13 protein-coding genes and 1 rRNA gene are annotated in these 13117 nt (G+C 29.8%); 10 read left to right on the top strand and 4 right to left on the bottom strand.

What is annotated here, in order from left to right:
• Positions 1-65: 65 nt before the first annotated feature.
• The 3 genes from gyrA to K4L35_RS01950 all read right to left on the bottom strand — a co-directional run bounded on the left by gyrA (position 66) and on the right by K4L35_RS01950 (position 3259).
• The gene (gene gyrA, locus K4L35_RS01960) at positions 66-2696 is read right to left on the bottom strand and encodes a DNA gyrase subunit A (RefSeq protein ID WP_221617274.1); all 2631 of its coding nucleotides are present in this window, start codon (positions 2694-2696) and stop codon (positions 66-68) included.
• A gap of 113 nt (positions 2697-2809) precedes the next feature.
• A 5S ribosomal RNA gene (gene rrf, locus K4L35_RS01955) occupies positions 2810-2915 on the bottom strand.
• A 128-nt stretch (positions 2916-3043) separates the two neighbouring features.
• Positions 3044-3259 (bottom strand): MAG6790 family protein, encoded by a 216-nt coding sequence (locus tag K4L35_RS01950; protein ID WP_221617272.1) that lies wholly within the window; start codon positions 3257-3259, stop codon positions 3044-3046.
• Positions 3260-3376: 117 nt separating this feature from the next.
• Between K4L35_RS01950 and K4L35_RS01945 the strand changes: the two genes are divergently transcribed.
• Together K4L35_RS01945 and K4L35_RS01940 are read left to right on the top strand one after the other, a co-directional pair.
• Entirely contained in the window at positions 3377-5254 is a 1878-nt protein-coding gene (locus K4L35_RS01945; protein WP_221617271.1) for an MYPU_1760 family metalloprotease, read from the top strand.
• 67 nt (positions 5255-5321) lie between these two features.
• Entirely contained in the window at positions 5322-5954 is a 633-nt protein-coding gene (locus K4L35_RS01940; RefSeq protein ID WP_221617270.1) for a DUF402 domain-containing protein, read from the top strand.
• Positions 5955-5971: 17 nt separating this feature from the next.
• Here the strand turns inward: K4L35_RS01940 and K4L35_RS01935 are convergent, their stop codons facing one another.
• A complete protein-coding gene (locus K4L35_RS01935) occupies positions 5972-6418 on the bottom strand; it encodes an RpiB/LacA/LacB family sugar-phosphate isomerase (RefSeq protein ID WP_221617269.1) in 447 nt (148 codons plus the stop codon).
• 56 nt (positions 6419-6474) lie between these two features.
• Here K4L35_RS01935 and K4L35_RS01930 point away from each other — a divergent pair, with 56 nt between their 5' ends.
• The 8 genes from K4L35_RS01930 to K4L35_RS01895 are packed head-to-tail and all read left to right on the top strand — an operon-like array spanning position 6475 to position 13059.
• Positions 6475-8451 (top strand): cysteine peptidase family C39 domain-containing protein, encoded by a 1977-nt coding sequence (locus K4L35_RS01930; protein ID WP_221617268.1) that lies wholly within the window; start codon positions 6475-6477, stop codon positions 8449-8451.
• Positions 8432-8806 carry a hypothetical protein gene (locus K4L35_RS01925; protein ID WP_221617872.1) on the top strand — a complete coding sequence of 125 codons (375 nt, stop codon included), beginning with the start codon at positions 8432-8434 and terminating at the stop codon, positions 8804-8806. Before K4L35_RS01930 ends, K4L35_RS01925 begins: the two co-directional genes overlap by 20 nt.
• A gap of 9 nt (positions 8807-8815) precedes the next feature.
• Positions 8816-9283, top strand: a complete 468-nt coding sequence (gene ybeY, locus K4L35_RS01920) for an rRNA maturation RNase YbeY (RefSeq protein WP_370629441.1) — start codon at positions 8816-8818, stop codon at positions 9281-9283.
• Between the two features lie 7 nt (positions 9284-9290).
• Complete coding sequence (cdd, locus tag K4L35_RS01915) at positions 9291-9695, top strand: cytidine deaminase (protein ID WP_221617267.1); 405 nt, start codon at positions 9291-9293, stop codon at positions 9693-9695.
• The gene (gene era, locus K4L35_RS01910; RefSeq protein WP_221617266.1) at positions 9682-10569 is read left to right on the top strand and encodes a GTPase Era; all 888 of its coding nucleotides are present in this window, start codon (positions 9682-9684) and stop codon (positions 10567-10569) included. Before cdd ends, era begins: the two co-directional genes overlap by 14 nt.
• Positions 10569-11411, top strand: a complete 843-nt coding sequence (gene truB, locus K4L35_RS01905) for a tRNA pseudouridine(55) synthase TruB (RefSeq protein WP_221617265.1) — start codon at positions 10569-10571, stop codon at positions 11409-11411. The genes era and truB overlap by 1 nt, the downstream gene beginning before the upstream one ends.
• Complete coding sequence (locus K4L35_RS01900) at positions 11411-12229, top strand: YcsE-related riboflavin metabolism phosphatase (RefSeq protein WP_221617264.1); 819 nt, start codon at positions 11411-11413, stop codon at positions 12227-12229. The genes truB and K4L35_RS01900 overlap by 1 nt, the downstream gene beginning before the upstream one ends.
• The gene (locus K4L35_RS01895; RefSeq protein WP_221617263.1) at positions 12229-13059 is read left to right on the top strand and encodes an FAD synthase; all 831 of its coding nucleotides are present in this window, start codon (positions 12229-12231) and stop codon (positions 13057-13059) included. Before K4L35_RS01900 ends, K4L35_RS01895 begins: the two co-directional genes overlap by 1 nt.
• Positions 13060-13117 lie beyond the last annotated feature (58 nt).

Below are 13117 nucleotides of genomic sequence, written 5' to 3'. Positions count from 1 at the left end.
AATTTTACTTTAATCTGATTTATATTGTATTAACCCTAAAGTGTGAAAAAAACCTGCAATGCAGGTTATTCTTGAACTTCTTCTTGTTGAGTTGCGTCTTTTATGATTTCGACGCTTGAAATTTGATCACCCTTTCTAAGGTTAATAATTTTAACTCCCTTAGAATTTCTTGATACTTCGTTAATGTTAGAAATTGAAGTTCTGATTGTTAAACCAGACTCCGTGATGATCATCGCTTCGTCTGAAGGGTTAACAAATTTAGCAAAAACAAGAGCTCCGGCTTTTTCGGAATTGATAGCAGTAACACCCTTAGCTCCACGCCTAGTTAGTCTAAAGTCGTCTTTGTGTGTTATTTTTCCGTATCCTTCTTTTCCGATTGTTAAGATATATTCACCTTCTGAATCGACAGATGCTGTCGAAACGTATTGGTGTTCACCTAGTTTGATCGCTGTTACACCAGCACTTGTTCTACTCATTGCTCTAATTGTGTCAGCTTTGAACATAACAAGGTTTTTCTCGTTATTTGCAACGATAATAACACTATTATCTCCTGAGATAAAGACTTGAGATAATTTATCTCCATCTTTAAGTCCGAAAGCAAATTTACCATTTCTGTTGATGTTTTCGTATTCTGACAATTTTGTTTTTTTAATAATACCTTTTTGAGAAACTGTTGTTAAGTAAGAATCTTCTGTGTAGTTATCAACCGTGATCATTGAAATAACTTTTTCATCTTCGTTTAGGTTAGGGATCAAGTTAACAAAAGGAGTTCCTTTGCTTTGTTTCGATCCTTCAGGAATTGAATATGCTTTTAATTTGTAAACACGTGCTAAATTAGTGAAAACTAAAAGATCTGTATGAGTTGTTGTTTGCAGAATATTCGCAACATCATCGTCATCATACGTTTTCATTGAATTTGAACCAATTCCACCCCTTCTTTGTGTTTGATACTCATCTAAAGGCGTTCTTTTTACATAACCTTTTGTACTTGTTGTGATGATAATATCTTTTCTTGGTATTAAATCTTCCTCTGAAATTGAACCAATTCCATTTTCATCAATGAAGGTTCTTCTTTTATCGCTAAACTTTTCTTTAATTTCTGTCATTTCTTCAATGATTAAATCTATTAATTTTTGTGATGATTCCAAAATACCTTTGTAGTAAGCAATTTCTTTTTCTAGTTCAGAAATTTCTTCGTTGGTTTTTTCAATTGATAAACCAGTTAATCTTCTCAAGTTCATGTCCAGAATAGCTTTTGTTTGTTTTTCGGTTAAACTAAATTCTATTCCTAGTTTTTCTTGAGCTTCAGCATCTGTTTTTGATCCTCTGATTATTTTAATTACACGATCAATATTTGATGTTGCAATTCTTAAACCTAAAAGAATGTGGTGTTTTTCTTCTGCTTTTTCTAAATCAAAACGTAATCTTCTTGTAACAACTTCTTTTTGGTGTTCTAAATAAATATCTAAAACCATTTTTAGGTTTAAAATTTTAGGTTCACCATTAACTAAAGCAACCATGTTAACGTTAAAGTTTGATTGTAAAGGTGATTTTTGTAACAATTTATTTAAAACGATGTGTGGGTTGTGGTTTCTTTTAATATCGATAACAATTCTGATTCCGTCACGGTTAGATTCATCTCTTAACTCAGAAATTCCCTCAACCACTTTAGATTTGTGAAGATCTACAATTTTTTCGATAATAGTTGTCTTTTTAATTGCGTATGGTATTTCTGTAACAATAATTCTAGATTTACCGTTTGCAAATTCTTCGATCTTTGTTTTTGATCTAACTACAACCTTACCCTTCCCTGTTTCATATGCGTCAATAATTCCTTTTTTGCCAAGAATAATTGCAGAAGTAGGAAAATCAGGTCCTTTAATGTGTTCCATTAATTCTGAAACTGTAATATCTTTGTTTTTTGCGTATGCAATTGTTGCATCGATTGTTTCTGCAAGGTTGTGAGGTGGTATTTCAGTTGCGAGACCAACAGCGATACCTGAAGATCCAGAAACTAGCAAGTTAGGGAATCTTGATGGTAAAACGCTTGGTTCAATTTCTGAAGCGTCGTAGTTATCAACAAAATCGACTGTATTTTTCTTTATTCCGTTTAATAATTCGCCAGCAAGTTTACTCATTCTTGCTTCTGTATAACGCATAGCAGCTGCTTCGTCACCGTCAATTGATCCAAAGTTACCGTGTCCATCAACTAATGGATATCTCATTGAGAAATCTTGAGCAAGACGTACCATTGCACCATAAACTGATGAGTCACCGTGTGGGTGGTATTTCCCTAAAACATCCCCAACAATACGGGCACTTTTACGATGTTGACTAGAATGTGTGATACCTAATTCCAACATATCGAAAAGAATTCTTCTATGTACAGGTTTTAAACCATCTCTTGCGTCAGGCAATGCACGCGAAACGATAACACTCATAGCATACTCTAAGAATGAAGATCTAACCTCATTATCAACCAAGACAGGCTTAAGGCCATCTGTTTCTGATGTGATTATTTGTGAATAAACTTTGTAGTTTTCATCATTTTGTGGAGCAACTTCTTCAGGCTCTTCGATTATTTTTTTTTCTTTTTTCTTAAAAACTAATCTACTTTCTTCTTCGTATTCAAAATCTTCATTTATGCTTGATACTAAAGATTCTTCGCTTAATTTTTTATCTTTTTCCTGCGACATAAAACCCTCCACGCTTTGAAAATTATTTTAATATATAAATATATTAAAATTTTACCAAATTTGGCAAAAAGGAATAGAAAAAGCAGGCTCAAAAGCCTGCAAAAAAAATAAAAAAAGAGCAGCTCCCTATTTTCACATCTCTGCTATCGTCGGCACTAAGAGGCTTAACTACTGAGTTCGGAATGGTATCAGGTGCACCCTCTCGCTATTGCTACCGAGATTATTTTAGCACGAAAAAAACAAATAACCAAGAAAAAAATAAAAATTTTTTGAAAATTATTTTTTTAAATCAAAGAAAAAAGCGACACGCGTCGCTTTATAAATTAATTACATAAATATTTTTTAAATTAAACTACTTTTATAACGTCTTGTTTTGAGAATCTTCTTCCTTTTAAATTATCTCTTTCGATGTGAATAATTTCAATCTTTTCATTTAATCTGGTGTGTTCACCATACTTTTGACCTCTTCTGAATTTTTTAACTAAACCTTCTAAGTCTGGTAATGTATTTGCTTCAGCAATTATTTCTCCATTCGACAATAATTTTGCTTTATATTTATACATAGACACCTCCGATTAACTTGTCAATTAAATTATAGTTCTGCTAAATATGATTTTGGAAAAGTTCCAGTTTTTTCCATATTTTCCTTTTTAAAAGATCCTGAAGTTTATAATTAAAAAATGCAAAAAATCAGATTTAAAACATGACATAAAGTTTTACTATTTTTTACATTACCAGTGATAGCAGGTGTATCTACAGGTATTTTTAGCTATTTCCACTTTGCAAAAAAGGAAAAAGAACCTGAAAATACATTGAAAATTAATAAATTAGCCGATAATTACGATCATGAATTTTCAAATTTGCTAAACAGAAGTTTTGTTTTTTTAGAAGATGAAAAATGACAAAAGTTGTTTGGTGATGAGATTGAGATAGCAAGAAAAATTCCCGAATTCAGTGAGGCGAATTTTGAATACAAAAAAACCGATAAGGGTATCAATTATATTTCATACAACGACCCCTACACAGGTGTTCGATTTAATGATTATAGTTACGGAAAAGATGAAGAGGGATTTCCGAGATACTTGTTAAAAGAAAATGGTTTGTTATTATTAGCTCACAATTTCAAGAGAAAAAGTACGTTTGGGTCTGAGGTTAATTTACTCAAATCGATTAATGTTAATAAACCTGGATTAACAAAATCAACGGAAAGAGGATCCTATGCTCCTTCGCTAAGAGAAATTAATATAAATGGTTTATCTTTAGCTGAAAAAGGTCTAAAACTAGATACAAAAGTAAGATTTTTAACAAATACGATTTTTCACGAATATATGCACCATTGAGCTTATGTTTATATAACTAGATCAAATTTGATTTCTGAAATAGAAGGTTTAAAAGACTATTATGTCGTAAACTCTAATGATTCGGATTTAAAAGCAAACTTAAAAATATTTCAGGACAACTTTAAGGAAATTTTAGGATACAACACAGAGCAGCCTGTAAAGCTTGACCAAAAAAACGAAGATAACAAATTAATTTTTTTAAAATATGGTCTAAAAGATCTTTTTAATTATGGTGATGATAAAACAGATATTGAAAATGGTCTGTATTTCTTTTCTGGAGAAAATAGAGCAGCAAGTTCTTATGATAAAAAAAGACTAAAGTATCTTTATGGGTTTGATGAGTTAATTGTAAGGGAATGACAAAAATTTGCTTACAATCCTGATTTACAGAAAGAAAAGAAAATTGAGTATACCTCAGAAACAGTTGATAATCTCAGAATTAAAGAAGGTTGATATGGCATTGAAATGCTAAATGACACACCCTTTTTAAGTGATAACTACACTTTTTTGCCTTCAACATATGGATCTGATTGATTAAGAACACTTTATAACATTTACAAATTAAAAGAAGGTTCTACACAAATAGAAGTCTCAGAAAAAAACAATCAAATTTATGCAAATAATGTTTTTTCAAGACCTGAAAGACAGTATTTATTTTATTCTAACTTCCTTTCAGCGATGGGTTATGGCTCTGGAATATCACAAATTTTTAGCCAAAGCACGGCTATCGTTACAGGTAATGATGAATTAAGAATACAAAGATCATATTCTTCGGATTCGAAGAATATCAAGTTTTTAGGTTATGTTAAATGAGATCAAAATATCAAATCTATCTTATTTACAGGTAAAGATGGATCAAAATTAAAAGCAGATATTAAAAAGAATTATGTCAATTTCTTTGCAGGAAATACTGATTACTTTTTCTCAAAATTTTCAGAATACGGAAACGCTTTAGCACCTAAGCCAGAATATGCTTCTTATATCACTAAAGAGTATATAGACCATACCTTGATTGACAAAAGTAAAAATATCCAGTTTTGGGATGATATAAACAATAATAATGTTATTGAAGATGGTGAATTAATCGACAATATATCATTACCTGAAGGTAATTTGCCTAACAATTACGAAGAAGGTTTTTCAAGATTAACATCTGAAAAATCAAGTATCGTTTATCTCAAAAAAATCGATAATAAAGTTTATTTATTCGATAAATAAGCTTTTTTAGTCCTTTGCATTTAATTTGTTTTATAATTGAAAGGATTCTGTAAGAGATTGGATACATATGAGATTTGACTCGTTGAAGAAAATCAGAATTGGTCAAATTGTCGAAATTCAAGCATATAAATACGACGGAAAACTATATCGACAATGAAACAAGGCTAAAGTAATTTTTGCTGATGACAAAAACCTTGTTTGCTTTATGCATAAAACAAAAGTAACAGAACTAGAAAATAAAGGTTGAGTTTATAGAGAACCAGTTATTTGAGTATTTTCTAAAAAGCATCTGTTCAATGCCATCATAACAATTAAAAAAGATGGAAATCATTATTATATAAATTTAGCTTCAACACCTATATTTGAGGATGAAACAATAAAATTCATTGACTATGATTTAGACGTTAAAGTTTATCCTTTCAAAGATTTAAAAATCGTAGACAGGGAAGAATTTTTTGCAAACAGCAAGAAATTTAATTACCCACAAAAACTAAAAGAGTTAATTTACAAGCAACTTTCAGACATTATTACTATGTACGATGGTTATAAATATATTTTTGATGATAAAAATATAACTTACTATAAAAAACTTGCAGAAACAGATAAGTTGCTTGAAACAGTTTCAGTAAACAATAATAAAAAACAGCAAAAGAAAAAAACAAAAAAGCCTGTAAAAAAGACCAATATGAAAAAAAACTAAGCTATAATGCTTAGTTTTTATTTATCTAATTCTTCAATTCTTGATAAGTGTCTGCCACCTTCAAATTCAGTGTTTAATCATTCTTGTGTCATTTCTCGTGCAAAATCACCAGAAACTTGCCTTCCACCAAAAACAAGTACGTTTGCGTTATTATGTTGCTTTGCTAGGTGTGCATCTTCAACCGATGTTACTCTTGCTGCTCTTATTCCTTTATGTCTGTTTAGTGCGTAAGAAATACCTAAACCAGTGCCACAAACAGCTATTCCTTTTTCAACACCATTTTCTGTCATGTAATCAGATAATTTTTTACCTTGCTCAGCGTATGAGACAGAGTCAACACCGTTTGAAGGTCCTAAATCCACTATTTCATAGCCTTTTTCGATAAAAAACTGTTTTAAATTTTCTTTTAGTTCAAAACCTGCATGATCACTTGAAAAAGCAACTACATTATTTTTTTTGTCCATTTTTTCCTTTTTTTATCCAATTTAATATGTATTTTAAAAATTATAACAAATAAGAAATGATGAAACAATACAACTCGCTTGATTGTTCGTTGAGCGTTCTTAGTTATTTTATAAATCTAATTAAAGACGAAAACGTTCCGATTTCGTGTTTAAAGGAAGGTGTTGAATATAAAGATGAAGGCATAAATTTAAAAGAGTTTTCGAAAGTTGCTAAGAAAAATGGATTAAAAGCGTCATTTTTTGACGCTGATTTTGATAATCTCTTAAAAATCAACAAAAAATTGCTTCCTATAGCAGTTTTGGTAAAAAAAGATAAACTAATGCACATGATTATTTTGTTAAAAGTACATAAATACAATACGAAAATATTTGATCCTGCACTAGGTTATTTGACGATATCTAATGACGAGTTTAAAAAAACTTATCAAAACATCGTCATATGTTTTGAGAACCAAAATTTGACTGAAAAGAATATCAAAAGGAACGGGATACCTACAATAAACTTATTTGAGTTATTTATAGGATTATTATGCTCGTTACCTACTTTCTTGATACCTATTTTTTTGAGATACACAATTAAATTTACTTTTAACACGTTTTCATTTGAAACTTTATTTAAAAGTTGCTCGATAGTTTTAGCCATATTGTTAATAACATTGGTATTAGAAACGGTAAAAGAAACGTTATCAAAACACATTTCTACAAAAAGATACGAAGCGTTTGTAAATAGCTATCTAAAAAGCCACCTTGAAACAAACAATGGTTTTGTCAATGGTAAGTCAATATTTGATATAAAGAAAAACTTAGAAGAAACTTGCAAATTTTTTGAAATCCAAGGCAGAATAATTGCTAAGCATCTTCCGAACGTTTTGACGTTTTTCTTCGGATTAGTTGTTTGTTTGTCTGTGAGTTACCCACTTTTCTGTGTTTTGATTTCTTTGTATTTTGTTTTATTTATTGGAGGCTTGTTTTTCAGATACAAGATCAAAAAGAAGTTTTACGAAATTATAGAAAGTACTAAAGTGTATGAAAGAAATTTTTTAGATCTCATGTTTTTTTCAAAAAACGTAAGTACAAAAACTTATAGAAACTGAGTTTTGTTTAATTTTAAAAATACACAAAACAAGCTTTTAAAACTTAGTTTGAAATTAAGTCAACAAACTATTTTAAAAGGGAAGTTTGAAGAGTTTATGAAAATTTTGAGTGTAATCGTTATATTTTTTATAGGTTGTATTTTGAGTTGAAAAAATTTAATTTCAAGTGAAATGTTGTTGTTTTTCGTGATGAACACTTCTTTACTTTTGATGCCTATTTTAAAGCTGGTATGTGTTTTTGGTGATTTGAAAGATTTTAGAAAATCTAAGGAGTTGTTTCTTGATTTACAAAATGATATAAATCAAGAAAAGCATAGGGTAGAAAGCAGTGATAAGTATCTTACGCTCAAAGATATTTATTTTAAAAGAGATAAAAGATTACTTTTCGAGTGTAAAAAAATAGAGCTAAAAGAAAATCTAATTATCAAAGGACCTAATGGTTGTGGTAAAACAACATTTTTAAAGGTTTTAGCTCAAAAGATAGTTCCTGATTTTGGAAGTGTTTTAACTCCCGTGTTTAAAAGCAAAATAACTTCGATTTTTTCAGATGAGTATATACCAAATCAGACTGTTTTACAGTATCTTATGAATGTTTCGGAGAAAAATAAAGATACTGTTTTATCTAAATTAAAAGAATATAATGTCGAATATGTTCTTGAGTTTATAGGACTAAATCTAGATAAAAATTTAATTGATAATGCAAGCAACATATCTTTAGGGCAGCGTAGATTTATTCAGATTTTGAGGTTAATATTATCTAAATATAACTATATTTTGCTAGATGAAGTTTTAGATGGGTTAGAAGAAAAGGTGGTCAGGTTTTTGGTTGAGTGCATTCGTTATGAGCAAAAAGATGCAATTTTTATTGAGGTAAATCACAGTGGAAAATACGTTGCCAAAAAATACAAAGTCCTTGACTTTGAAAAACTTAACAATTAGCTTTATCGCTATACTTTTGATACTGTTCGTAATTATTTTGTATTACATTTTATTAAACACAAGAGCAACATACTATACAAAAGTAAAAACTTATGTTGACAAGGAAAATTTATACCTTTGTTTTAAGGATAACTTCTACAAAGATAACGTTGATATAGCCATAAAAACAGATTCAGGTGTAGAAAAGATGAATTTATCTGGTTTCTATGAAAAGGATGGATTTTTTTACGTCGATACAACACAAAAAATAAAAAATCATTTGGTTAAGTATGAAGATAGCATTTTTGTGCTGAAAAGCACTAAAAAAATGTGGGAAGAAGTTGTATCTTTATTTATATTTGTGAATATAAAGTAAAATTAAGATATGTATTTAAACAGTGTTTTAGTTAATGTAGAAAATAACACAGATTATAAATTTGAATGAGAACTTGAAACTAACCAAATTCTATCTAATCTAAGAAACTATTTTTCCTTTAATCAAGACTTAGAAGTAGATTTAGTCATCATCAATAACGAGGAAATTAGAGAACTTAATAAAGTTCACAGAGGTAAAGATTACGCCACAGATGTGTTATCTTTTGATCTTGGTGATTCTGAGATTTATGCCAAATTGCCTTTTAGACATTTAGGGGAACTTTATATAAGTTATGAAAAAATTCTTTCTCAAGCTGAAGAGTTTGGTCACAGTCCTAAAAGAGAGTTTTGCTACTTATTTACACACGGTTTGGTGCATTTAATGGGTTATGATCATGAAGAAGAATCTGAAAGAAAAGAAATGAATAAAATAGTTGATGAAATTTTTGACCCACTAAAAATTACAAGAGAAAGTTAGGTATAACATGGAATTTAAAAAATTACAAAGCTTGTTAGAGCTATCATATATTCCCTATTCTAAATTTGCTGTTGCAGCAATAGCGATCGATTCTCAAGGAAAAGAGTATTATGGTGTTAATGTTGAAAATGCAGCCTTTCCGTCTGGTTTATGTGCTGAAAGATCAGCTCTTTTTGGATCAGTAGCTTACGGTGGTAAAGTTGGAGATTTTAAAGAAATTCATATTATTTCTAAATTAAATGATGAAGTAATAAGTCCTTGTGCAGGTTGTAGACAAGTAATGGTTGAATTTATGCCAGATGATGCAATTATTTATCAATATTCATACGATGGTAAGAAAGTAAGAAAAACAACTGTTGCCGAAATGGTTCCGTTTGCAGTAAGAAACGAGACTCTTTTTGAATCAAAATAAAACAAACGTATGTTTTGTGGCTATTATTGGAAGGCCAAACGTTGGCAAAAGCTCACTTTTAAATCAAATACTTTCTTACAATCTATCAATCGTAACTGATACACCACAAACTACAAGAGATAAAATAACAGGAGTTTATACTGACGAAGATAGCCAAATAGTTTTTGTGGACACACCTGGTATTCATAAACCACTTAACAAATTAGGTGAACAATTAAACGAATCTGCATTTGATGCATCAAAAGAAAACGACCTTGTGCTATTCCTTTCCTCTGCTGATGAAGAAATAGGAAAAGGTGATGAGTTAATTTTAGAAAAAATAAAATCTTTAAAAAACAAAGTTGCTGTTGTTTCTAAAATTGACAAAATCAGAAAAACACCTGAATTATTAATCCAAAAAATTGAAAAGCTAAAAGAATGAGGGTTCGAGCAAGTTGTATCAACCTCTGTTGAAAACTATGACTCAATTACGTCTTTAATTAATTTGATAAAAACCTACGGAAAAGAAGATAACTACTATTTCGATCCAGACTTTATAACAGATAAAACAATGAGGTTTTTAGCTAAAGAAATCATAAGAGAGTCGGCAATCTTAAATTTACACGAAGAATTACCACATTCAATTGCCGTTGAAGTCCAAGAATTTCTTGAAGATGAAACGCATATTGAAATTAATGCAGTAATTTATGTTAAGAAACATTCACAAAAAGGTATGGTTATCGGTGCTGGTGGAAAAATGATCAAGAAAATTGGTCAACTTGCTAGAAAGAAAATTGCAGCACAGTTTGATACGCCGATTGTCCTTAATTTAAATGTTAAAGAAGCTAAAAAATGAGTTGATGATGAAAAACAACTTAAGAAATTTGGTTATTAATGTTTTATTTAATTAAAAAAAGTAAAGGTGAGTCCTCATTTCAAGCAATCAGAAATTTTGCGAGGAATAATGGAATTAGAAAAGTAGGACATTCTGGTACTTTAGACCCTCTTGCAACAGGTCTTTTGTTGGTAGCCACCAACGAGGACACAAAACTTCTTAGATATATTGATAACAAAACAAAAAAGTATATCGTTAGTGGTTATTTCGGTGCTGAATATGATACTTATGATATTGAAGGAGAAATTATTTCTTCAACAGACCAAAAGGTATCACAAGAGAAATTTTTAGAAAAGTTAGATGAATTAGCAAAGTTAAAAACACAAGTTCCTCCAATATTCTCGGCTAAAAAAATAAACGGAATCAAAGCTTATGACTTAGCAAGAGCAGGTAAAAGTGTTGAATTAAAACCACAAAATATAGAAGTTTATTTTTACAAAGTACTTGAGTTCTCGTTTGAAAAACAATTCTTTAAAATCGAGTTTCATGTTTCTGAGGGAACATATATAAGAAGCCTTGTTCATGATTTAGGAAAGATGTGTGATAATTACGCATACATGTCTGATTTGGAGAGGCATAAAATTGGTGATCAGGAAATGTGAGAAGATCATCAACTTTATTCAGAAATAGCTTGAGATAAAATAATTAAAATGAATAAGTTGCCTGTAGAACAGTGTGATATGGTTAGATTGCAAAATGGAAATGAGTTTAAAATAGAACAAAAAGACGGATTATGCGCAGTAGTGAACAAAGACAACGAAGTTTTATCTGTTGTTGAGATTAAGAACTCGGTTGCATACCCTAAAAACGTATTTCACAGTCGATTAAATAAGGAGAAATAATGAGAGAATTAAAAGACCAAATTAAGATTGCAGCATTTGATGTGGATGGTACGATTTTACCTTATGGAAATACATCTTTTGGTAATAAAACTATAGAAATGTTTTCATTGTTAAAAGATGCAGGCTATAAAACAGTTATTTCAAGTGCAAGAGAGTTTTCGACAATTGGTAACTTTCTTGAAGTGCTTAAGCCTGATTATTTTATAGGAGCAAACGGTTCTTTCATTTATGATGTAGAAAAAGATTCTGTACTTGAGGAACACTCCTTAAAATCTGAAGATGTATCCAATATTGTTTCTAACTTTCTGGATAAGGTTGTTGGTTTTGTTGTAACTCACGGTAAGTTTTCCTACTATACACAAGGCGTAGAACTAAATTCTTGATTTGTAAAACCAAATATTCAAAACTATAAGGAATTAAATTTAGAAGAACTTAAAAATTCACAAGATAAAACTTATTTAATTACAGTTACAAGCGAAAATCCGAAAGAGGATGCAAAACATTTCCAAGAATACATTGAAAATAATAATTTAGACATGGTTGTAAATTCAGTCTGAACACATGGTTTTTTCATTGCTCCACAAGGTGTTACCAAAAGTTCAACCTTAAAGAATTTAACAGAAAAATTGGGTCTATCTATGGATAATTTAATTGCTTTCGGAGACTCTTCAAACGATTATGAAATGCTTAGAGATGCTTTTTATGGTGTTGCTATGGAAAGGGCTTCTCAAAGAATAAAATCAGTAGCAAATGATGTTGCACTTGATTGTGAATATGATGGTGCTTATTTAAAATTAAAGGAATTGAAACTTATATAATGAACCCACTAATTATTTTTGATTGAAAAAAATGAAGACCAACAGAAGAGATAATTTATATTTTAGGATCATTTGAAACCTTACATAAAGGACACTTAAAACTGTTACAAAAAGCATTAAATCTGAGAAATAAAACAGGATACAAAATCGCATTGGTTTACTTCACAAATGAAAGTTTAAGTTATAAAACAAACGAAATTTTCACAGATGACTTCGCCAAAGAGTTTGTGATTTCAACAACAGAAATTGATTATGCAATATCGATCGAATTTCTAGATGTAAAACCAATGTCAGGGGATGAGTTTTTAGAAATTTTAACCAATGGTCAAGAAAGCATTTTAGTTGCAGGTTCAGACTTCAAATTTGGTAAAGGTAAAAAAGATACCCTAAAAACAGTAAATTTACCAAATATAAAAAATATCTACGAAGTACCTTTATTAAAAGATTCGGAAGTAAAAATCGGAACTTCGATTTTAAGAGATTATATATCTGAAGGAAAAATATCTGACTTAAACGAATATTTAGTTCAAAACTACTGTTTTTCATTTAAATACATAAGTCAAAAACTTTCTATCGATGAAAAACTAAAAAAATTGCACCCAGGTATTTATTATTCATTTGTTTTTGAAGAATCTTCACCAAGTGAATACATATTGCATGTTGATAGAAATTTAGAATATCATTTACACACTTATGAAAAGGGTGGAAAAGTAGATTTTGATCCCGAAAAAAGATACGTATTAGTCATTGAAAAAGAAATAAGACTTATTTATTCAAACGAAAAAGATTTTTTAATTGAAGAAGACTATTTTGCAGAAAAAAATATATAATAAACCATATTAGCAATAATATAAAAACGATTTTCATTCTAGGTATGATCTTGAATCA

Source organism: Mycoplasma sp. Ms02, from assembly GCF_019720735.1.
GTDB lineage: Bacteria > Bacillota_I > Bacilli_A > Mycoplasmatales > Metamycoplasmataceae > Mycoplasmopsis.
The sequence above is the reverse complement of the archived record's forward strand: the minus strand, read 5'-3'. Positions and strand labels throughout refer to the sequence as shown.